14 protein-coding genes are annotated in these 21,714 nt (G+C 65.5%); 6 read left to right on the forward strand and 8 right to left on the reverse strand.

Annotated elements, in window-relative coordinates; genetic code table 11:
* Positions 1–68 precede the first annotated feature (68 nt).
* Genes ACG2LG_RS15240 through ACG2LG_RS15255 form a run of 4 tightly spaced genes read right to left on the reverse strand, consistent with a single transcriptional unit; the run spans position 69 to position 3,291 of the window.
* Complete coding sequence (locus ACG2LG_RS15240; protein WP_396260374.1) at positions 69–1,103, reverse strand: zinc-binding alcohol dehydrogenase family protein; 1,035 nt, start codon at positions 1,101–1,103, stop codon at positions 69–71.
* A gap of 48 nt (positions 1,104–1,151) precedes the next feature.
* Positions 1,152–2,090, reverse strand: coding sequence for an aldo/keto reductase (locus tag ACG2LG_RS15245; RefSeq protein WP_396260376.1), 939 nt, complete (start codon positions 2,088–2,090; stop codon positions 1,152–1,154).
* Positions 2,087–2,899, reverse strand: coding sequence for a TIM barrel protein (locus tag ACG2LG_RS15250; protein WP_396260378.1), 813 nt, complete (start codon positions 2,897–2,899; stop codon positions 2,087–2,089). Before ACG2LG_RS15250 ends, ACG2LG_RS15245 begins: the two co-directional genes overlap by 4 nt.
* Positions 2,899–3,291, reverse strand: a complete 393-nt coding sequence (locus ACG2LG_RS15255) for an RbsD/FucU domain-containing protein (RefSeq protein ID WP_396260380.1) — start codon at positions 3,289–3,291, stop codon at positions 2,899–2,901. Before ACG2LG_RS15255 ends, ACG2LG_RS15250 begins: the two co-directional genes overlap by 1 nt.
* Positions 3,292–3,438: 147 nt before the next feature.
* On the opposite strand from ACG2LG_RS15255, the gene fusA reads away from it, so the two are divergent.
* Positions 3,439–5,562, forward strand: coding sequence for an elongation factor G (gene fusA, locus ACG2LG_RS15260; protein WP_396260382.1), 2,124 nt, complete (start codon positions 3,439–3,441; stop codon positions 5,560–5,562).
* Between the two features lie 114 nt (positions 5,563–5,676).
* Here fusA and murA read toward each other — a convergent pair whose 3' ends face one another.
* The 4 genes from murA to ACG2LG_RS15280 form a co-directional block, all read right to left on the reverse strand.
* Entirely contained in the window at positions 5,677–6,945 is a 1,269-nt protein-coding gene (gene murA / locus ACG2LG_RS15265) for a UDP-N-acetylglucosamine 1-carboxyvinyltransferase (protein ID WP_396260383.1), read from the reverse strand.
* 77 nt (positions 6,946–7,022) lie between these two features.
* A complete protein-coding gene (gene prmC, locus ACG2LG_RS15270) occupies positions 7,023–7,862 on the reverse strand; it encodes a peptide chain release factor N(5)-glutamine methyltransferase (protein ID WP_396260385.1) in 840 nt (279 codons plus the stop codon).
* Positions 7,859–9,001: a M20 family metallopeptidase gene (locus ACG2LG_RS15275; RefSeq protein WP_396260386.1), complete on the reverse strand. Its 1,143-nt coding sequence runs from the start codon at positions 8,999–9,001 to the stop codon at positions 7,859–7,861. Before ACG2LG_RS15275 ends, prmC begins: the two co-directional genes overlap by 4 nt.
* Before the next feature lie 246 nt (positions 9,002–9,247).
* Positions 9,248–9,907: a YiiX/YebB-like N1pC/P60 family cysteine hydrolase gene (locus tag ACG2LG_RS15280; RefSeq protein ID WP_396260388.1), complete on the reverse strand. Its 660-nt coding sequence runs from the start codon at positions 9,905–9,907 to the stop codon at positions 9,248–9,250.
* A gap of 67 nt (positions 9,908–9,974) precedes the next feature.
* Here ACG2LG_RS15280 and ACG2LG_RS15285 point away from each other — a divergent pair, with 67 nt between their 5' ends.
* The 5 genes from ACG2LG_RS15285 to ACG2LG_RS15305 all read left to right on the forward strand — a co-directional run bounded on the left by ACG2LG_RS15285 (position 9,975) and on the right by ACG2LG_RS15305 (position 21,310).
* Positions 9,975–10,445, forward strand: a complete 471-nt coding sequence (locus ACG2LG_RS15285; RefSeq protein ID WP_396260390.1) for a MauE/DoxX family redox-associated membrane protein — start codon at positions 9,975–9,977, stop codon at positions 10,443–10,445.
* A 142-nt stretch (positions 10,446–10,587) separates the two neighbouring features.
* Positions 10,588–11,376 (forward strand): orotidine-5'-phosphate decarboxylase, encoded by a 789-nt coding sequence (gene pyrF, locus ACG2LG_RS15290; RefSeq protein ID WP_396260392.1) that lies wholly within the window; start codon positions 10,588–10,590, stop codon positions 11,374–11,376.
* Positions 11,377–11,505: 129 nt separating this feature from the next.
* Positions 11,506–12,312 (forward strand): MBL fold metallo-hydrolase, encoded by an 807-nt coding sequence (locus tag ACG2LG_RS15295; protein ID WP_396260393.1) that lies wholly within the window; start codon positions 11,506–11,508, stop codon positions 12,310–12,312.
* A 373-nt stretch (positions 12,313–12,685) separates the two neighbouring features.
* The gene (locus ACG2LG_RS15300; protein WP_396260395.1) at positions 12,686–13,051 is read left to right on the forward strand and encodes a nucleotidyltransferase; all 366 of its coding nucleotides are present in this window, start codon (positions 12,686–12,688) and stop codon (positions 13,049–13,051) included.
* A 261-nt stretch (positions 13,052–13,312) separates the two neighbouring features.
* The gene (locus tag ACG2LG_RS15305; protein ID WP_396260397.1) at positions 13,313–21,310 is read left to right on the forward strand and encodes a tetratricopeptide repeat protein; all 7,998 of its coding nucleotides are present in this window, start codon (positions 13,313–13,315) and stop codon (positions 21,308–21,310) included.
* The last annotated feature ends 404 nt before the right edge of the window (positions 21,311–21,714 follow it).

Here is a 21,714-nt window from a genome sequence, read left to right on the forward strand (position 1 = left end):
CCCGTCGCCCATTCGGGGCTCGCCGGACCGCCGGGGCGGACTGAAATCCGCGCTCCATTGCTCCGGAGCTACCGGACCTCGATGACCGCCTTGATCGCGCCGGTGGCGGGGTCGGTGAAGTCGGCGAAGCGCGCGGGGACCTCGTCGAATGCGACGCGGTGGGTGATCCACTTGTCGGTGTCGACCTTGCCCTGGCGGATCAGGTCGATGATCGCGGTGAATTCGTGCGGCACCGCGTTGCGCGAGGCGAGCAGGGTCAGCTCGCGCCGGTGGAACACCGGGGCGTGGGGAAACTGGAGGTCGGTGGTGGTGATGCCGACGTAGACGACCCGCCCGGTGAAGGCGGCGTATTCGAAGCAGGTCGACATCGACTTCGGGCTGCCGGTGGCGTCGATCACGACATCGGCCAGGTGTCCGCCGGTCAGGGCCTCAAGCTCCGGCAGCGGCGAGTTCGTCGGATCGAAGCGGATGCCCTGCGGGAGGCCCAGGTTTCCGGCGCAGAAGTCGAGGCGGCCCTGGACCATGTCCATCACGATCACGTTGACGCCGTCCATGAGCTTGAGGAACTCCAGTGCGGCGAGGCCGATCGGGCCGGCGCCAATGACCAGGACGGTCTCACCCGGCTGCGGGTTTCCTCGCGCCACCGCGTGGTAGCCGATCGCGAGTGTCTCGACCAGGGCAAGCTGGTCGTAGGAGAGGTCGTTGCCGGGGTGCAGCTTGACCGCCGGCACCTTGTAAGTGCCCTGGCGCAGGCCGCCGTTCATGTGCACGCCGATGACCTGCACGCCGGGACAGCAGTTGCTGTGGCCGGCCTTCGAGGTGCGGGATTCCGGGTCGTTGAAATAGGGCTCCACCGAGCACTTGTCGCCGGGCTTCACGTTCGTGACCCCTTCGCCGACGGCCACGACCTCGATGCCGAGTTCATGGCCGGGGACGCGCGGGTAGTCGAAAAAGGGGAACTTGCCGAGGTAGCACGAGAGGTCGGTTCCGCAGATGCCCATGCGGTGGGTGCGGACGGTCGCCTCGCCCGGGCCGGGCGCCGGAGCGTCGGGCAGGTCGATGACATGGATCGTCTCGGGTGCGGTGAATTCGATGGCGTTCATGAAATTGTGATGGATGCTCGGCATGGCGGATGCAATCCGCCGCCACGTTCAGTTGTTTTCAGGCAGCCCGCTCTCGTGGCCGAGATTTTTGACCGGCTCGAAGATCGCGAGGACCTGGTCGAGCAGTTCGCGGTCGATCGGTTCGGCGAGCCACTCGGCCCACTTGCGGACGTTGACGGGGTTCGCCGAGCCGGCGACGCAGGTGGCGAGGTCCTCGTGCTCGCAGGAAAACTGCAGCGCGAGTTGGGCGAGGTCCACGCCGCGCTCGTCGCAGAGCTTGGCGGCATCGCGGGCGGCCTGCTTGACCTCCTCGGGTTCCATCACCCAGTCGGGCGGGCCGGTGCGGGTCAGCAGCCGGGCCGAGAACGGACCGGCATTCATCACGCCCAGACCCTTGGCCTTGAGCCGCGGCAGCAGGTCGTCGACCAGCGTCGTGTTCTGCAGCGTGTAGCGGTTGTAGCACAGGATGCAGTCGATCAGGTCCTCGACGTGGTCGAGCACGGTGTGGAAGGTCTTGAGAGGGTAGCAGGAGAAGCCGACGGCCTTGACCTTGCCCTGCTCCTTCGCCTTGAGCACGGCGGGCACGGTTTCCTCCCAGATCTGGGGCAGGGGCACAAACTCGACGTCGTGCAGCAGCAGGATGTCGAGGTGGTCGGTGCCGAGGCGGTGCAGCGAGGTGTGGATCGATTCCTCGACCCGCTTTGCCGAGAAGTCGAAGTGGCGGTCGGTGTAGCGGCCGAGCTTGGTGCAGAGCTGGTAGGAGTCGCGCGGCACGTCGCGCAGGGCCACACCGAGCAGCACCTCCGACATGCCGCGGCCGTAGAAGGGCGAGGTGTCGATGAGGTTGATGCCGAGGTCGAGGGCGGTGTGAACGGACTGCAGGGCCTCGTCGAGGCGGACCTGGCGGAATTCCTGGCCCAGCGACGAGGCGCCAAAGCCGAGGACGGGGAGATCGATGCCGGTGTTTCCAAGAGGGCGTGTCTTCATGAGATCTGTGACTTGATGGATTGGATGGTTTGGGCCGCGGCGGCCTCGGCGTCGGGCAGCGGGAAAATTTCGGCGGAAAGGTAACCGCGGTAGCCGATCTCCTTCAATGCAGCGACTAAGGGGGCGGGATCGGTGTGGCCGAAGCCCATGGCATGGCGGTTGGAGTCGGCGTAATGAACGTGGCCGACGAGATCGCCACCTGCGCGCATGGCCTCGGCGAGGTCGGTCTCCTCGATGTTCATGTGGAACATGTCGGCGAGCAGCACGATGTGGTCGAGCGACTCGCTCCGGACCCATTCGGCGGCGTCGCCGACGCGGTTGAGAAGGTTGGTTTCGTAGCGGTTGAGCGGTTCGTAGATGAAGGGCACGTCGTGTTTTCCGGAGGCGGCTCCAATCGTGCGCAGGGCGTCCGCGAGCCAGCCGAGAGCCTGGTCGCGGGACACATCACCGCCCCACTTGCCCTGCATCGACCCGAGGATCGCGGGTGCCTTGAGCGGACCGCCGAAGTCGATCATCGCGAGAATGAACTCGAGGGCGGCGGCGCGTTTTCCCGGGTCCGGATCGGTGAGGGACAGGCCATGCTTGACCATGCCGGCGCCGGTGCCGACCGCGGCGATCGGCAGCCCGTGCCGGTCCTGCAGGGCCTGGATTTCGCTGATTTCCACGGCATCGGGTCCCGGAAGGAAGAGCTCGACGGCGTCGAAACCGAGCGTGGCGGCCTTTTCAAAGCCCGCGTCCAGCGGGTCGTGGAAGACGAAGGGTCCGGCGGCGGCTTCGGCGACGCGGCAGAGCGTGACGGCGGATTTCATCAGACCGATTCGATGATGATGTTGCCGTAGGCGGTCGGGTCACCGGTCCGGATCAGGCCGATGGCGGAGGGAACCAAGGCCTTGAAGTCCAGGTGGGGCAACCGCTCGACCTCCGGGATGCCCTCGAAGGCTCCGTCGAAGGCTTGAAGCGTCTCGGTGGGATTGGTGGACAGAAATTCCTCCGCCTGCCAGACCTTGCCGATCGTGAAGTTCGGCCGGATCAGGCCGAGAACGTCGAGAATCGTGGGGATGCCGCGGGTCAGCGAGATGTCGACGGTTTCGACCTCCGGCCAGTAGGGGAAGGCCCAGTCGGCGATGACCAGGGTGTTGGTGTGGCGGATTCGGGCGAGGAGCTCGAGGATGTGGGGGTTCAGGATGCCGTTCTGCAACATGGCGGCGGAATCCTGAGCCTCAGGGCGGGTTCGACGCAACCCTTGCGGCGGATTTTCCGCCAGTCCGGTGTTGCCAAATCCGCCAAGGTGGATAGCAATTCGCCGCCCTGCGACTTGGTCGCCTGACAATCAAGCAACAACGACCCGATGACGGACCTCAGCAAATACCGCAACATCGGCATCTTCGCCCACGTCGATGCCGGCAAAACCACCACCACCGAGCGGATCCTCAAGCTCACCGGTAAGATTCACAAGCAGGGTGAGGTCCACGACGGGGAAGCCACGACCGACTTCATGGAGCAGGAGCAGGAGCGCGGCATCACGATCCAGTCGGCCGCCACCACCTGCTTCTGGCCCGGAAAGGACCAGCAATGGGCCAAGGAGCCCATCCGCTTCAACATCATCGACACCCCCGGCCACGTCGACTTCACCGTGGAGGTCTACCGCTCGCTCAAGGTGCTCGACGGAGGCGTCGGCGTCTTTTGCGGTTCCGGCGGCGTCGAGCCCCAGTCCGAGACGAACTGGCGCTACGCCAACGACTCGAAGGTCGCGCGCGTCATTTATGTGAACAAGCTCGACCGCATCGGCGCGGACTTCTACCGCGTGGTCGAGCAGGTGAAGAACGTCCTCGGTGCCAAGCCGCTGGTGATGGTGCTGCCGATCGGCACCGAGAGCGATTTCGTCGGCGTGGTCGACCTGCTCGAGGAGAAGGCCTACTACTGGGACGACTCGGGTCAGCCCGAAAACTACGAGGTCAAGGAGATCCCCGAGGATCTCAAGGAGAAGGCGGCCCAGTACCGCCACGAACTCATCGAGATCGCCGTCGAGCAGGACGACGAGGTGATGGAGGCCTACCTCGAAGGCAACGAGCCGGATGTCGCCACCATCAAGAAGTGCATCCGCAAGGGCACCATCGCTCTCGACTTCTTCCCGACCTTCTGCGGGTCATCCTTCAAGAACAAGGGGGTGCAGCAGGTCCTCGACGCGGTGGTTGACTACCTGCCGAGCCCGACCGAGGTCCCGGCCCAGCCCGAAGTCGACGCCGAGGGCAACGAGACCGGCAAGTTCGCCGTGGTCGATCCGGACGGTCCCTTCCGCGGCCTTGCCTTCAAGATCATGGACGACCGCTTCGGCGCCCTGACTTTCACCCGCATCTACTCGGGCAAGATCAAGAAGGGTGACACCGTGCTCAACAGCTTCACCGGCAAGACCGAGCGCATCGGTCGGATGGTGGAGATGCACGCCGACCAGCGCACCGAACTCGATTCCGCCCAAGCGGGCGACATCATCGCCATCGTCGGCCTTAAGAACGTCCAGACCGGTCACACGCTCTGCGACGAAAAGAATCCCGCCACGCTGGAGCCGATGGTCTTCCCGGAACCGGTGATCTCGATGGCCGTGTCCGCCAAGGACAAGGCCAATGCCGAGAAGATGAGCGTCGCCATCGGCAAGATGGTCGCCGAGGATCCGTCCTTCCGCGTCGAGTCCGACGAGGAGACCGGCGAGACCATCCTCAAGGGCATGGGCGAACTTCACCTCGACATCAAGGTCGACATCCTCAAGCGGACCCACAAGGTCGAGGTCGAGGTCGGAGCGCCGCAGGTCGCCTATCGGGAAACGATCACCAAGCCGATCAGCGACAGCTACACCCACAAGAAGCAGTCGGGTGGTTCCGGTCAGTTTGCGAAGATCGACTACACCATCGAGCCCTGCGAGCCGGGCGAGGGTTTCATCTTCGAGTCGTCGGTCGTCGGCGGCAACGTGCCCAAGGAATACATTCCGGCGGTGCAGAAGGGCTTCGAGCAGTCGATCGAGAACGGCCCGCTTGCCGGTTATCCCTGCCTCGACTTCAAGGTCACGCTGAAGGACGGCGGCTTCCACGCGGTGGACTCTTCAGCCGTGGCGTTCGAGATCGCTGCCAAGGCGGCCTACCGCCAGTCGATGCCGAAGGCCGCACCCCAGATCCTCGAGCCGATCATGAAGCTCGACGTGTTCTGCCCGGAGGAAAAGGTCGGCGACGTGATCGGCGACCTGAACCGCCGCCGCGGCATGATCCAGGGTCAGGACCCGACGCCGACCGGCATCCGCATCAAGGCCCAGGCTCCGCTCAGCGAGATGTTCGGCTACATCGGCGACCTGCGCACCATGACCTCCGGTCGTGGCCAGTTCTCGATGGAGTTCGAGCATTATGCCCCGTGCCCCAAGAACATCGCCGACGAGGTGATCGCCGAGGCCAAGAAGCGCGAGGAAGCGCGCCGGGCCGGCAAGTAAGCGGAGGCGTGGCGGCGGCTTCCAGCCGCCAAGCCCCTTCATCCACAAGTCCGTCACCATTCGGTGGCGGGCTTTTTCTTTTGCGTGCGGAGGCAAGCCCCCGCCCGCAAAAATTCACACCCGCACCCTCTCCACGTTGGCCCCGAGTGCCTCGAGTTTCTCGTCGATGTGCTCGTAGCCGCGGTCGATGTGGTAGAGGCGGTTGATCTCGGTGGTGCCCTCGGCGGTGAGGGCGGCCAGCACGAGGGCCGCGGAGGCCCGCAGGTCGCTGGCCATCACCGGTGCGCCACTGAGTTTCTTGACGCCGGTGATCTGTGCCTGGCCGTCGGCGACGTGGATGTCGGCGCCCATGCGCTTCAATTCCGCGCAGTGCATGAAGCGCTGCGGGAAGATGGTGTCGGTGACCCTGCTGGTGCCCGGCGTGGTGGCGAACAGCGCGGTCATCTGTGCCTGCATGTCCGTCGGGTAGCCCGGGTAGGGGTCGGTGGAAATTTCGGCCGGCATGGGCGTGTCGCCGCGATGGATGGTGCAGGCGTCGCCGTTGTCGTTGAAGTGGACCTGGTGGCCGGCCTTTCGCAGGGCACTGGTGATCGCCACCAGGTGGCCTTCGTGAACGCGGCGCAGGGTCACACCCTCGCCGGCCAGGGCGGCGGCGACCATGAAGGTGCCGGCTTCGATCCGGTCGGGAATCACGTTGTGAACCGTGCCGTGAAGTTCCCCGACTCCCTCGATCGTGATGGTGGAGGTGCCGGCACCGGAGATCCTGGCACCCATGGAATTCAAGAAGTCGGCGAGGTCCACGACCTCGGGTTCGCAGGCGGCGGAGGTGATGGTGGTGGTGCCCTCGGCGAGGGTGGCGGCCATCATCACGTTGTCGGTGCCGAGCACGGTCGGCCCGTTCTCGCCGCACAGGTCGACCGTCGCGCCCTTGAGCCCGCCGGGGGCGGAAAGGATCACGTTGCCGCCCTCGAACTCGGTGGTGGCTCCCAGCGCCTCGAGCCCGCGGATGTGCAGGTCGATCGGCCGGTCGCCGATGACGCAGCCGCCGGGCAGCGCGACGACGCAGCGGCGCTTGCGGGCGAGCAGGGGCCCCATCATGCACACCGACGCGCGCATCCGGCGGACGATGTCGTAGGGCGCGGTGTCGGAAATGTCGGCGGCCGTCACGCGCACGGTGCCCGAGAAGCGCTCCACGTCCGCCCCGAGGCCGGTGAGGATCTGCACCATGTAGTTGGTGTCGGAGACGTCCGGCACCCGGCGGATCACCACGTCCTGGTCGGTGAGCAGTGCCGCCGCGAGGATGGGCAGCGAGGCGTTCTTCGACCCGGAAATGGTGATGGCGCCGTGGATCGGTGTGCCGCCGTGAACGAGGAGCTTGTCCATGAAGGTGAAGAGGAGGGCGGATATTCCTGTCCGCGATTCGGGTTCTGGAAAGGCGGACAGGAGTGTCCGCCCTCCCTTCATGCCTTGCGGGCAATCGGGAAGCGGGGGATGCCAGAGAGGTCGTTGAGGGTCAAGACGTCCGTGAGTCCGGCGTCGCCGAGCAGGCGCTCGACCTGCGCCGCCTGATCGATGCCGATCTCGAGGGCGAGCCAACCACCGGGGCGGAGACGTTCGCTGGCCTCGGGAATGAAGCGGCGGATGACGTCCAATCCGTCTTTTCCTCCGAAAAGGGCGAGCGGGGGGTCGTGGCGGACCTCCTTCGCCAGTTCCTCGCCCTCGGGCACGTAGGGGAGGTTGGCGGCGATCAGGTCGAAGGATGCGTCCCCCGGGATGCCGCTGAAGAGGTCGGACTCGATGAACCGGACTTCTGCCGCGCCGATGGAGGTCGCGTTTTCCCGGGCCAGATCGAGGGCGTCGGCGGAAACATCCGCCAGGGTGACCCTCGCCCCCGGAAAATCGGTCGCCAGTGACAGCCCGAGGCAGCCGCTACCGGTTCCCATGTCGAGGATCGCGGCGTCATCGGGCAGTTTGACGTTCTTCGCCAGCCATTCGGCCAGTTCCTCGGTTTCGGGGCGGGGGATCAGCGCGCGGGCATCGGTCTTGAACTCGTGCTGCCGGAAGCCGACGGACCCGACCAGGTGCTGCACCGGGACCCCGTCGCCCCGCTGCTTCAGCGATTCCCGGAGGGGGGCCATGTCGGACTCCTCCATCGGCTCATCGAAGCGCAGGTAGAGGTCCATGCGGGTGCAGCCGAGCTGGTGGGCGACGAGCATCTGCATGTTGCGCCGTGCATCATCGATCCCGCGCTTCTCGAGGTAGGCGGTGCCCTTGTCGAGGATGTCGAGGACGGTGGTCATCTGATTTCAGATTTCAGATTCTGGATCGCAGATTGTATGAAGCGGGTGAAGAAGGTGGCACCTTCCTCAAGGGCGGCGATTTCGATGAACTCGTCGGCGGTGTGCGCCTGATTGATCGAGCCCGGGCCCATGCAGACCGAGGGAATCCCGGCGGTCGAGAGGTGGGCGGCATCGGAGAACCAGGGGGCTCCCACCGGCGTCGAGTCCGCCCGCACGGACCGGATCCGCCCGATCCACGGGTGGTCCGCCGCGGTTTCCATCGGCGGATTGTCGTGGGGATCGACGAGTTCGAGCGGTGTGCCCTCCAGCGCTTCCTTGAGGACCTCAAGAACCCCGCCCGCGTCGTCCAGCGACGGTGTGGTGCGGATGTCGATCTCCGTCTCGCAGCGGTCGGGCACGACATTCGGCCGGCTGCCGCCGCGGATCACGCCGATGTTCAGGGTCGAGTGTCCGAGAACGGGGTGGGTGAAGCCGGCGAGCCGGGTCCCGAGCTGGTCTTCCAAGGCGGCGAGTGCGCGGGCCATCTTCATCACCGCGTTGTCACCCTTCTCCGGTTGGGACGAATGCGTCGCCTTTCCCGTGGTTCGCAGCGTCGCCCACAGCGAGCCCTTGGTCACATGGACGATGTCGAGACCGGTCGGCTCGCCGACGATGGCGAACTCGTAGTCGGCGGCATGACGGCGGGCGAACTCCCGCGAGCCCCACTGGCCGGATTCCTCGCCCATGAAGGCCACGAAATCGATGGCGACCGGCGAATCGGCCAGGGCTTCGGCATGCTCCCGCAGCCCCCACAGCATCGCGGCCATGGGGCCCTTGGTGTCGCAGGAGCCACGCCCCCAGAGGCGGCCGTCGCGGATCTCCCCCGAAAAGGGCTCGATGGTCATGCCCTCGACGCCGACGGTGTCGAGGTGAGGCCCGAGCAGGATGCGCGGGCGACCGTCGCGCGGCGCGAAGGTCGCGATCAGATTCGGGCGCCCGGGCTTGATCTCTTCCAGCTCGACGGTCGCGCCGATTCCTTCGAGCCATTCCTTCAGCCACGCCGCCATCGCCGCCTCCCCGATCCGGTCGGTGCCGGGGGCGTTGTCCGGATTGACCGAGGGAATGCGGACGAGTTGCTGGAGGAGTTCGGTGACGGACACGGGCCGAGGCTGCGCCTCGAATGACGAATGACAAATGCTAAATGACGAAGGTGGAGGAACGGGGGCGTGTTAGCCTGCATTTCTCACGCGTGAGAAATGCATCCCGACCGGGTCGGGACCGTTACGGCACCACAGAGGATTCTGGCGATTGTTTTTGTTAGACAGTGTGTTGCAGGGCCTATCGGGGCTAACCCCGACAAAGTCGGCCCTTCGGGCGGATTCCTCACGTCCCGTGAGAAATCCGGGTTAGTGCTTCTTCACCGCCCGCCGCGGGGCCTCGACGAGAAGAGGGGACTTCACGAGGTCGCCGGGAGCGACGGCCGGCTCGTCCAGCGGCAGGTTCTGCCGTCCGCCGTAGCGTTGGTCGATGATGGCCTTCACGGTGGGGGCCTCGAGGTTGTAGTCGCGGAACGGGCGTTGCTTGCAGAGTTCAACGCCGGCCTGTCGATAGAGCTTCCACACGAACTCGGAGCAGTAGAGGGCGCCGTCGTCCCAGCGGAACTTGAGGTCGTAGTTGAGGCCGAGCTGCCGTTCCGCCCAGCCGCGGGCCCTGGCGGCGGATGCCGGCTCGAGCGGCTGTTTCAAACGATAGGCGCGAAAGGTGTCGGGCAGGCTGCGGGCGATCCAGCGGTCGAGCGGCGTGGCACCGACGGGCTGGACGGCTTCGACCACCATCCAGCGTCCCTCGTGTTTGAAGACCACGCCGCAATGGGTGAAGGGCGAGCCGGTGGCGTCGCGGATGGCATCGCTCTGGGCCCCGGGGTTTCCCTGGAAGACGATGTCGCCCTCCTGCAGATCGTAGCGGGGCTGGGCGGGTTGCCGTTTCGACCCGGCCGCAGCCGGGAGCAGTGTGGCGGCGAGCGCTAGCAGGAGAAAGGACCGGACCATGGTTTCGTGTAGCGTCAAAAGCCGGTTCTTGCCATGCGATTCTTCGCATCGACGCCGGGGGCTGGATTTCCTAACGTCGGGTCTGATGCAGCCTAGGACACCCTTCGAGTACACGATTCTGAGCCTGCGGGTGCTGCTCGGTGTGTGGTTTGCGGCCATTGGCGGGGACAAGCTGTTTCGCGTCGGTGCACCGGCATTCTCCCGTCAGGTCGCGGAATTCGGCATCCTCCAGGATCCATGGAACCTGATGGTCGGCTATTTCGTCCCGTGGCTGGAGCTTCTCGCCGGGATCTGCCTGCTCGCCAGCGTCCTGCACCGGGGGGCGGTGCGGGTGCTGCTTGCGCTTACCGTGATCTTCCTCTTCGTCAACGGCCAGGCGATGGCCCGCGGCATGGATCCGGATTGCGGGTGTTTTGGAAAATGGTTCGAGATGGGGGTCGGTGGAAAAATGATCCTGCTGGTTTTTCAGGGGGGGCTGCTGGCTTTCCTGATGGGGACGGAGCGAAAGGTGGGGCGTAAGGTCTTTCGCGGGACGCGGATGCGCCTTCCGGGCTGAAGGGCCGCGCGACCCCGGTCGCGCATTTTGACGGGAGCGCGAGTGCCGCCTACGCCAAGGCTCCGGCGTGCCAGGGGGCTTGCGCGGTCCTTTCGGCCCCCTTGCCCTTGCCGTGGGCGATCGATGGGGCAAGATTCCGGGCATGCGCTACGCCGAACGATTGCAGGCCCGGATCGACGCCACGGGATCGAGACTTTGCGTCGGGATCGATCCCCGCCCGGGGGACGACGGGATCGGGGCGGTGCCGGATTTCCTGAAGCGACTCGTCGACGAAACCTGGGAGCAGGCCGCCGCCTTCAAGCCGAACATGGCTTACTTCGAGGCGATGGGGCTGCGCGGCATCGAGATCCTCGGCGAACTGCTGGAGGCGATGCCGGACGAGGTGCCGGTGATCCTCGACGCCAAACGCAGCGACATCGGGGAGACCCAGAAGTACTATGCGCATAGTTACTTTGATCACTGGGGGGTCGACGCGGTCACGCTCAACCCCTTCCTCGGCTACGATTCGCTCGAGCCCTTTCTCAACTGGGAGGGGAAGGGGGTCTACCTGCTCGCGGTGACCTCCAATGCCGGTTCGGCGGACTTCCAGCGCCAGCAACTTGCGGACGGCCGTTCGGTGTTCGAGTTGGTGACCGCGCTGGGGGATCGTGCCGGTGCTGAAGGACGCGCCACGGACACCGGCTACGTGGTCGGGCTCACCAATGCCGCCGACGTTCTGGCGAAGATGCCGGATGCCCCGTTGCTGGTCCCGGGACTCGGGGCCCAGGGCGGGGACCTCGCCTCGCTCGCCGGTGCCGGACGCAGGGCACCGGATGTGATCAACGTATCGCGCGGCATTTCCTACGCCGGCGACGACCGCGGCTTCGCCGAGCGCGCCCGTGACTGGGCCGAACGGATTTCCGAGGCGTATGCGGCGGCCACGGGCGCTTGAAGGAGTAGGGGCATGGCAAAGAAGCGAGCGAGGCCGGGGCGCGCCAGCGCGCACTATTCGGGGATCCTTCCGCAGAAGGGTTGGCCCCGGCGTAACTACAAGTTTTTCCGCCATCGCATCGTGCCCGGCATGTTCCGCCGGCGAAATGGTGAGATCCAGGTCCCGGTGCTGGAGCCGCCCGCCGAGGGCGCGGTGCGGGTGACCTGGATCGGCCATGCCGGGTTCTTCCTCCAGTTCGCCGACCACACGATTGTCATCGATCCCAACTGGGCGCGCTGGCACGGCATCGTGAAGCGCCAGCGCGAACCCGGCCTGCCGATCGAACGGATTCCGGAACTCGACTTGGTGCTGGTCACCCACGCCCACTTCGACCACCTGCACAAGCCCAGCCTCAAGGTGCTGCAGGCGCGCGACGGGATCGTGGTGCCGAAGGGAAGCGGTTCGTTGGTCCGCAAGCTCGGCTTTCCGGAGGTGCACGAGATGAAGGTTTGGGAGCAACTGGAACTCGACGAACTCCACATCCTCCACACGCCCAGCCACCACTGGGGCGCGCGCTACCTGCACGACACCCATCGCGACTACGGCGGCTACCTGATCGAGGCCGGTGGCAAAAGCGTCTTCCACTGCGGCGACTCGGCCTGGTTCGACGGCTTCGCCGAAATCGGCCGCCGCTGCCCGTCCATCGACGTCGCCCTGATGCCGATCGGGGCCTACGACGCGCCCAGCGGCCGCGACGTCCACATGAACCCGGAGGAGGCCGTCCGCGCCTTCGCCGAAATCGGGGCGAAGATCATGATCCCGATGCACTACGACACCTTTCCGCTCGGCAACGAGGAGCCCGGGGAGGCAGTGGACCGCTTGCTGCAGGAAGCCGACCGCCTTGGCATCAGCAAGCACATCCTGATCCCCGAGGAAGGGGTGGGGATCGAGTGGTGAGCCGGTGTTGAATTTGAGAATGGGCGTCTGGATTGGGTCATTCGGTCTCGCCGTGCATGTCTTCCTTCAACGGGCTTGTTCTGTCCTCGCCGGGAGGTATCCTGCGCGCATGAGTGGTTCGATTCTAGTGGACCAGACCCAGCGTGGCCGAGTTTGGTCCCGCAAGCTTGGCGTCGAGGAGGACGACGGCGAGTTCGATCTCGCGTTCTGGCAGGCGCAATCCCCCGAAGTCCGGTTTTCGGCGGCTTGGGACATGGTCGAGACCGCCTGGTCCATGAAAGGGCTACCAGTCGATGAACTTCGACTTCAAAGAACTGCTGGCCGAGCTGTTCCGTTTCCAGGTTAGGTTACTGGTCGTTGGGGCTACGCGGTGATGTATCACAGCGAGCCGAGATTCACGAAGGATCTCGACCTGTGGATCGAACCGGATCCGGATAACGCGGCTCGCCTGCGTGAGGCCATGTTGAAGTTCGGCGCTTGGCTGAGCCACATGGATGTCGGTGATTTCAGCCAGCCGGGGGTGATGTTCCAGATCGGGGTGCCACCGGTCCGAGTCGATTTGCTGACCAGTGTTCCCGGGCTTGAGTTTCCGGGCTGCTGGACTCGTCGCGAGGCGGTCCGGATCGGAGGGATTGAGGTCCCGTTTCTCGGCCTTGATGATCTGATCTTGGCGAAGCAGCGGGCTGGCCGCGATCAGGATCTCCTCGACTTGGAGAAGCTCCGGCGGCGGATTGACTGAGGGTGCTGGCGAGGCGGTCGATCGATTGCTGCAGGAAGCCGACCGTCTCGGCCTCAGCAAACACATCCTGTTCCCCGAGGAAGGGGTGGGGGTCGAGTGGTAGGCGGCCGCCGGAGGACGGCCGATTCCGACGAATTTCCAAGGAATCACCGTCCAAGGGGTCATTCAGGATGAAGGAACGGACGGAGTCCTTCCTGCGGGGCGATTCTTTACATAGGCCTTACACACCGCCCGTGGCCTTTCCCCTAGCCTCATCCAACCATGAAACTGCTCCTTGCCCTCGCTCTGGTTCTCCTGTCTCCGGCATTTGCCGCCAACCCTCTGCTCCCGGCCGAGCGGGCCCTGAAGGCGAAAGACTTTCCGAAGGCGGTCGAGTTGATTGAAAGTCATCTGAAAGCCGGGGACGCGAAGCAGGCTGACTACGCCCGCTATCTCAAGGCCCTTGCTCTCGAGTTGAGCGGCCGGCACGGGCTCGCGGTGGAAGCCTGCGACGAGCTTCTCGACCGGCACCCGAAGAGCGAGTGGAAGCGCAAGGCGCTCTATCTCAAGAGCCGGGCGTTGGTCGCGCAGAAGAAATTCGAGGAGGCGGAGAAGATCTATGAGGCGGAGGCGAACCGGCTCTTCTCGTCGGATCGGAAGCAAGGACTGGCGCGGATCCTGGTGGAGTTCGCCGATGAGCTGGGCCGGCAACCGGAGCAGGACGAACTCGATGCGCCGCCCGCCGACTACGCGAAGGCGCTGCAGCTCTACACCCATGCACTCGGGCTCGAAATCGGCCGCGCGTTGAAGGACGAGGTGCAGTTCAAGATCGCCTGCAGTCACCAGGAGCTTCAGAACTGGCCGCAGGCCGAGGCCGAGTTCCGCGCCTACCTCAAGGAGTTCGATCCGAATTGGGCGGGGCCGGTCGGCAGTCCGGAGCGGCTGCGCGGCCAACTGCGCGAGAATCCGCTCCCAGCCGGGAAGCACTTCAAGGAGGCCCGCTTCCACCTCGCCGACGTGCAGCTCGCCCAAAGCGGCCAGAGCATCGTCGTCGTCGCCGGCATGCGCCATCAGGCGCTCCAGGTCCCGGACGACCCGAGTCCCCACCTGCCCAAGTTGCAGATGGCCCGACAGAATGCGGAGGACCTGATCGACCTGCTCGGCGGGAAGGACCAGGCGCTGAAGTCCGACACCCACTGGCTGCTGGTCCGTTCCTACAACCTGCCTCATCCGGCCCCCGGCGAGCTCGACCAGGCGATCCTCGAAGCGCGTGATTTCCTCAAGCGCCATCCGAAGCATCCGCGCGCGACCGACACCTCGCGGCTGATCGCGCTGACCTACCGGAATTTCGGTCGGACCGACGATGCGATCGCCGCCTACCAGGACTTCGCCACCGGGGCGAATTTCACCTTCGTCCCGGAGGATGGTGAGATTGATCCTGAAATCAAGACGGGCGTCTCCTGCAGCGAGACCTTCGAGAACTGGACTCGCGAAGCGGTCTTCATGATCGGTGAATTGCGCTTCCGGCAGAAGGACTACGAGGCCGCCATCCGGCAGTGGCGGGAGTACATCGCCCGCTTCCCCAACGGCGCGCAGTGGTCGCAGTGCCAGTCGGGCATCATCAACGCGCAGTTCCAGATCGGCATCGATGCGGTCGCCGCCAAGGACTACGACGTGGCGGGTGGGCATTTCGACAAGTTCCTGCAGGATCATCCCCTCGACCCGCGGGCGCGTCAGATCCTCTTCACGCTCGGGCAGATCCAGCACGCGCAGGCGGTCGAGCTCGAGGAGTCCATGGAAGATCCCGACGAGGAAACCCGGGAGAAGATTGCCGGGCACTACCGGAAGGCCGTCGAGGAATGGGAGAAGCTCGTCAGCAAGTATCCGAACACCGAGGAGTCGTCGCTCGCCCTCTACCGCATCGGCCAGGTGCAGGAGGAGAAGCTGGGTGAACTCGAGCAGGCGCTCGCGACCTACCAGCGCCTGAACTGGGGTTCATGGTCCGGCCAGGCCAGCCAGCGTTTCGCCCAGCTCACCGCGCACTCGCTCAGCGCGCGCACCGAGCGGACCTTCCGCACCAACGAGGACGTCTTCATCGAGGTGACCTCGCGCAATGCGCCCAAGCTGACCCTCAGCCAGTATTTCCTCAATCTCGAGGCCTACTTCCGCAAGACCCACGGCATCGAGGGCATCGACGGTCTCGACGTCGACCTGATTCAGCCGGACAAGACCTGGGAAGTCGAGGTGCCGGACTACGAGAAGTTCAAGCCGACCACCCAGCGGATCAAGATCCCCTTCGAGAAGGGCAAGCCGGGCGTGTGCGTGATCAAGGTGACCGAGGAGGATTTCGAGGCGACCACCCTGGTGATCCGCTCGGACATCGACATCATCACCAAGACCAGCCGCCGCGAGGTGCTGGTCTTCGCGCAGAATCGCCTGACCAACCAGCCGGCCGCCGGGGTGTCGGTGATCGCCAGCGACGGCGGGGAGGTTTTCGGCACCGGCAAGACCGGCAAGGACGGGGTCTTCCGCGGCAAGTTCGAGGAACGGCTGAAGGACGGAAACAGCGTCCGCATCTTCGCCTCGAGCGAGCAGGGGATCGCCTCCTACAACCTCGACCTGAGCAATCTGCAGCTCAGTTCCGGACTCAGCGCCCGTGGCTATGTCCACACCGAGAAGCCCACCTACCGACCGGGGGAAACCGTGAACATCCGCGCGATCCTGCGCGATGTGGAGGATGGCAGCTACATCGTCCCCAGGGAGAAGAGCTTCGACGTCGTGGTGTTCGATCCCAAGGGCCGGATGCTCACCCGGGAGCACTGCAAGCTCTCGGAATTCGGGGCGCTCGATGCCTCGCTGAAGATCGACTCCCAGGCACCCCTCGGAGACTACACGATTAACGTCAGGCTCCGCAATCACACGGGCGGATCGTTCGGCGGATGCAACGGCACCTTCGCCGTCCAGCGCTACAAGCTGGAAAAGGTCAGGCTGGCCTTCGACTTCAAGGAGCCGGTGATCTTCCGCGGCGAGATGGTGCGGGGCCGACTGAAGGCGAGCTACTACTGGGGCACCCCGGCGGCCGGCGAGATGATCGACTACACCCTGCCGGACGGTCGCAGCTACTCGGGCCGGGCCGATGACAAGGGCGAGATCGGGATCGAGTTCGATCCCTCCGGTTTCCTCCCGGGCCGTGCGCTGGAGTTCACCGCCCACGCCAAGCAGTACAATGTCGCAGCCGTCGACCAGGTGTTCCTGGCCGAGCTCGGGTTCAGCGTGAAGGTCAAGCCCTCGCAGGAGGTGGCCCTCGCCGGCGAGCCCTTCGATGTGGCGCTGGAGACCATCGGGGCGGATGGCGAGCCGGTTGGGCGCAAGCTCACGCTCACCGTACTCCGGCGCGAGGTGCCGAAACCGGACCGGATCCTCTCGCAGGTGCCGTGGATCGACCGCGGCAGCCTGCCGGCGGCGGAGGTCACGGTCGAGGAACACACCGTGGAGACCGATCCGAAAACCGGGCGGGCGACCCAACAGCTGACCCTGAAGAAGGGCGGAAGCTACCTGCTGCGCGTTTCGGGAATGGACCGCTTCGAGCAACTCGTGTCCGGGCAGGCCGGCATCCGCATCTCGGACGACGAGGATGCGGTGAAACTCCGCTTCTTTACCGACAGCGATACCGGGCAGGTCGGGTCGAAGCTGCCGATCCGGCTTCACTCGAGGTTGGATGAGGTCCTCGCGCTGCTGACGATCGAGGGCGAGGAGGTCATTTCGCACGAGGTGCTGACGCTGAAGCCGGGCTTCAATCCGGTCGACCTGGTGCCCGACCACGCGCACTACCCGAACTTCCGCATCGCGGTCGCTGCCATCGACGGCCGTGAGCTGCGCGCCGCGCACAAGGACCTGACCGTCGAGCGGGAACTGCGGGTGACGGTGAAACCCCGTCGCGCCGTCGAGGCGCCCGGAGCGGACGGTGAGGTCGAGCTGGTCGTCACCGACCACAACGGCAAGCCGGTGCAGGCCGAGCTGAGCCTCGCCTTGGTAAACGAGGCGCTCTACGCCCTCTATCCCGAGCGGGTGCCGCCCATCCTCGAGTTCTTCCAGTCCGGCGCCCGCCGCCATGCGGGCTTCGATCTCGGGTCGACCTGTGGTTTCGGCTACACCGGCCTCACCCGTCCGGTGCTCAAGACCATCCTCGAGGAAGAGGAACGCCTCGAACGCAGGAAGCGCGAGGAGGCCCAGCTCGCCGAGCTGGCGGAGATGAATCGCGCCACCTACGGCCAGGGAGCCGCCCCAATGGGCCTGGATATCGAGGCCTTGAAGGACCAGATGCCAGCCGGCCAGTCCTTGGGTGGCATGGTTGCCAACGAGCCGACGGCGCCAAGGCCAATGTCGAGGGCGGAGCAGCGTCTGGCGGAGTCGGGCGCCTCTGGAGAAGCCAAGGTGGTCGATGGCAAACCGGCGGGAGCGCCGCAGCCGCGCAAGGACGTCATGAATGCCTCGCGGTGGCTGTCGCCGATCGTGACCGACGAGGAGGGCGAGGCCACCGTGACCCTGCCGCTGCCGGAGAGCACCACCCAGTGGCGCCTCACCGCCCGCGGCTGCACCCGCGAAACGCTGGTCGGCCAGGCCACCGCAGACCTGATCACCCGCAAGGATTTCTTCCTCGAACTCAAGACGCCGACGATCGTCCAGGAGGGCGACCGCATGCGGTTCCTCGCCAAGGTTCACAACCTGACGAACTTCGCGGGTGAGATCGAGGTGAAGCTCGAAGTCGGGGCCGAACCGCCCTTCGTCAGCCGCCGCAAGGTCGGGATCAAGGCCAACTCGGTCACCGAATGTGTCTTCGAGGAACTCGAAATCCCGCTGGCGAAACGGGTGACGCTGACCGCGTCGTCCGCGACCGGCAAGCATGCCGACACGCTGGAGATCGACATGCCGCTGCGGCCCTGGGGCATGGAGTTTGCGGTTTCGGACGGCGGGGTGTCGTCGGGCAATGCGAGCGCGATCCTCGAGCTTTCCGACCAGCGCGAATACAGCTGGCGCGAGATGGAGCTCACCCTGAGTCCCTCGCTCGAGCAGGCGCTGGTGGATTTCGCCCTGCACACCGCGGGGTCGTCGGGTCAGGCGGACGACCTGCTGGCCGCGGTGGCGGCGCTCGACTACGCCGTCGCCCGCGATGGCCGGGAGGACGCGATCCGGATGCTTCGCGAACGGGTGCGGACGCTGGTGGCGTCGCTGACCGCGACCCAGCAGGACGACGGCCACTGGCAGTGGTGCGGATCGACCGACCTCTACCTGACCTGCCGCAGCTACTGGGCGCTGGCCCGGGCGCACGCCGCCGGGACGCCGATGCAGCCCGACGTGCTCGGCAAGACCGAGGCTTACCTTGCAAACCGCTTCAGTTCACTCGGCACCAAGGACAACGACAACAAGGCGGTGATCCTGCAGGCGCTGTCGGTGACCGGGAAGGCCGACTTTGCGCACCTTAACCGGATCTATCGCGAGCGGGCCTCGCTTTCCAACAGCGCCCTCGCCCACACGGCGGTGGCGATGATCAACCTCAAGCGCGACGACTTCGCCAGCGACCTGGTGGATTTGCTGGAACAGAAGGTCGAGTTCGAGGAGGGGGACCGGCGGCCGAAGATCGCGTGGTGGGCCGGCCACGGCCACACCGTGCTCCAGGACCGCAACGCGACCACCGCGCTGGCCCTGCTGGCATTCGCCGGGGTGAAGCCGGACTCGCCGCTCGCCGAGCAGGCGGCCAACCTGCTCCTGCGCAACCAGGGGTGTTTTCCGCACCACGCACCCGGCGCGCTGGGACCCGCGGTGGCGGCGCTCGCCGCCTATCACGGGCGCAACCAGGCGGAACAGACGGACTTCGATATCGATGTCCTCGTCAACGGACGCAAGGTTGCCTCGCTGAAGAGCGGCGACATCGTGCGGAACACGCGCATTCCGGTGCCGCCAAAGGCGCTGGTCGACGGGACGAACGTCGTGCGCTTCGAGAAGAAGGGGCCGGGCCGTTATCACTATGGCGCGATCCTGACCGGGTTCTCCGCCGACATGAAGAATCCGGACAGCTGGGGGCACCAACTGCGGTTCACGGGCGGGGGCTTCTTCCATGACCGCCTTTCCTACCGGGGGGTGCCGCTGGGTTCGCTCAGCACCTCACCCGTCACCAAGGTCGAGATGGGCCAGAAGATCCGGGTGACCTCCACGGTCAGCAATTCCTACAGCGATGCCCGCCGCCAGTACCGCATCCGCCGGGAGTTCCTGCCGGCCGGGATGCTGCTCGTCGATGGCTCGCTGTCTGGCAGCGTGCCGCATCACGAGATCGGCGACGGGATGATCACGCTCTACTACAGCCCGGGTCAGGCGATCGGTGACCTTTCCTACGAGCTCGTCGCCTACGCGCCGGGGACCTACCGGGTGCTGCCAGCGATCATTCACGACCTCTACAACCGCGGGCGGATGACGCTCGGCAAGCCGCGCGAGATCACCGTGCTCGGGCCCGGGGAGAAGAGCGACGATCCCTACAACATGAATCGCCATGAACACTTCGAGTTGGCCGGTCTCAACTTCAACGATGGCAATCACGAGGTTGCCCTCAAGCATCTGACGCTCCTATTCGAGAAGCATCGCAGCCACTACGAGCGCGACCTCGCCCGCATGCTGCTGTGGATCTACACGATGGAGGAATACTTCGACGCCGACCAGGTGGTCGAAATGTTCGAGATCCTCCGCGAGCGGCATCCGGACCTGACCATCCCCTTCGACAAGATCCTGGCGGTGGGCAAGGCCTACCGCCTGATCGGTGAGCACGAGCGGGCCTGGCTCGTCTTCCGCGCGACGATCGACTCCAGCTTCATCAACGATGCCAGCCTCTCGGCGGTGCTGGAGGACCAGGGGCAGTTCCTTGGAGGGATCGACTACATGGAGGACATCTGGCGCGAGTATCCGGACACCTCCCAGGTGGTTTCCTCCTACTTCGCCCTTTCCCAGCAGCTCTATGAAAAGGCGCCGAAGGCCCATGAGCTGAAGGCCGAGCAGGATCGCCGTCGCCGCCGCTTGGGTGAGGAAGAGAAAAGCGAGGAGTTCGACCGGGTCGGTCTGCTCAAGCGTTCGCTGGCGCTGCTCGACCGCTTCCAGACCCTCTACCCCGAGGATCCGCTGGTGGACGACGCGGCCTTCAGCATGGCCAACGCCTTCTTTGCCCTGAAGGACTACGAAACGGTCGTGACGGTCGCGGAACGCTTCCAGAAGCGCTACCCGAAGAGTGACTTCGTCAGCAGCTTCCAGTACATGGCCGCGCTCGGTCACTTCTGGCAGCTTCACTACGACGAGGCGCTTGCCTCGGCGGCGCCGGTGACGGAGGGCAAGAGCAAGGACCGGGACTACGCCCGATACATCACCGCGCAGATCCACCACGCCCAGGGGGCGCCGGGCAAGGCGATCGAGTGGTATGAGAAGGTCGAGGGGCTCTACCCGGACGCGGGGGCGGCGATCGAATACTTCGAGGAAGAGAAGATCGGCCTCGAGGAGGTGACCACCTTCAAGCCGGGAGAGGAAGTCGTGCTCGACCTGAGCTACCGGAACATCAAGGAAGCCTACCTGCAGGTCTACAAGGTGGACCTGATGAAGCTCTACCTGCGCGAGAAGAACCTGTCGAAGATCACCCAGGTACACCTCGCCGGCATCGCGCCCGAAAGCGAGCTCACCGTGGAGTTGGGCGACGGCAAGGACTACCGCGATCTCGAGAAGAAGGTGACCCTGCCGCTCGAGGAGGAGGGCGCCTACCTGGTCATCTGCCGGGGCGACAACCTCTTCACCAGCGGCATGGTGCTGGTGACGCCACTGCGGCTCGAGATCCAGGAGTCACCGGCCGCCGGGTCGCTGCGGGTGAACGTGCGCGACACGGTCGATGAAGGCTACCAGGCCGACGTGCACGTCAAGGCGATCGGTTCGAGCGACAGCGAGTTCAAGAGCGGCGAGACCGACCTGCGGGGCATCTTCGTCGCCGAGGGCCTGCAGGGTCGGGCGACAGTGATCGCGCGCCAGGAAGGCCGCTACGCCTTCTACCGCGGCACCACCCACCTCGGGGCTCCGGACACACCCAATCAGGCGGCACCGCAGCCTCAACAGGAACTGCAGCAGCTACGGCAGCAGGATTTCCTCAACAACCTGAACATGGACAACAGCACGATGCAGCGCAGCAACATCGACGGCTGGGAATCGCTCCGCCGCGGCAAGGGCGGCAAGGGGGTCGAGGTGCAGAAGGCCTATTGATCGCCTCCCCGAGACCAACCGCACTGAAAGCCTTGCGCCGCGGTTGGTATCTGGGAGAGGAGAGTTTTGGCGAGAAGGTGCTGGCGATGCTGAGGCCGGAAGTGGCGGAGAGGCACCGAGAAAGGGAGCCTGCGGGGAGCGGCGGCTCGTGCGCACGATGCGGCGGAGGCGGAGCGCCTGGCGAAGGCGGGGCTCGAGTGGATAGGGTTGCCGGTAAAGGCGGGGGACCTGGTGGGGCGGGGCCGCTGGTTGGATGAGAAGGCTGTATTGGCGGCGCTGATCCGGTGGCGGACCGGAGTGCGCAATGCATGGGTGGCAGAGCGCCTGGGGATGGGGGTGGAGGGAAAAGTGACGCGCGCGTTGAGGCGGGTGCGGGGGGAGAAGGGAATGGAGGGAGCTTAAAG

Origin of the sequence: Haloferula sp. A504, from assembly GCF_044385805.1 — a bacterium.
GTDB lineage: Bacteria > Verrucomicrobiota > Verrucomicrobiia > Verrucomicrobiales > Akkermansiaceae > Haloferula.

Coding starts and splice junctions, on each gene's coding strand:
- ACG2LG_RS15255 (WP_396260380.1), bottom strand. CDS start 3,291: ATGTTGCAGAACGGCATCCTGAACCCCCACATCCTCGAGCTCCTCGCC.
- murA (WP_396260383.1), bottom strand. CDS start 6,945: ATGGACAAGCTCCTCGTTCACGGCGGCACACCGATCCACGGCGCCATC.
- ACG2LG_RS15245 (WP_396260376.1), bottom strand. CDS start 2,090: ATGAAGACACGCCCTCTTGGAAACACCGGCATCGATCTCCCCGTCCTC.
- ACG2LG_RS15285 (WP_396260390.1), top strand. CDS start 9,975: ATGCAGCCTAGGACACCCTTCGAGTACACGATTCTGAGCCTGCGGGTG.
- ACG2LG_RS15305 (WP_396260397.1), top strand. CDS start 13,313: ATGAAACTGCTCCTTGCCCTCGCTCTGGTTCTCCTGTCTCCGGCATTT.
- ACG2LG_RS15295 (WP_396260393.1), top strand. CDS start 11,506: ATGTTCCGCCGGCGAAATGGTGAGATCCAGGTCCCGGTGCTGGAGCCG.
- fusA (WP_396260382.1), top strand. CDS start 3,439: ATGACGGACCTCAGCAAATACCGCAACATCGGCATCTTCGCCCACGTC.
- prmC (WP_396260385.1), bottom strand. CDS start 7,862: ATGACCACCGTCCTCGACATCCTCGACAAGGGCACCGCCTACCTCGAG.
- ACG2LG_RS15240 (WP_396260374.1), bottom strand. CDS start 1,103: ATGAACGCCATCGAATTCACCGCACCCGAGACGATCCATGTCATCGAC.
- pyrF (WP_396260392.1), top strand. CDS start 10,588: ATGCGCTACGCCGAACGATTGCAGGCCCGGATCGACGCCACGGGATCG.
- ACG2LG_RS15250 (WP_396260378.1), bottom strand. CDS start 2,899: ATGAAATCCGCCGTCACGCTCTGCCGCGTCGCCGAAGCCGCCGCCGGA.
- ACG2LG_RS15300 (WP_396260395.1), top strand. CDS start 12,686: ATGTATCACAGCGAGCCGAGATTCACGAAGGATCTCGACCTGTGGATC.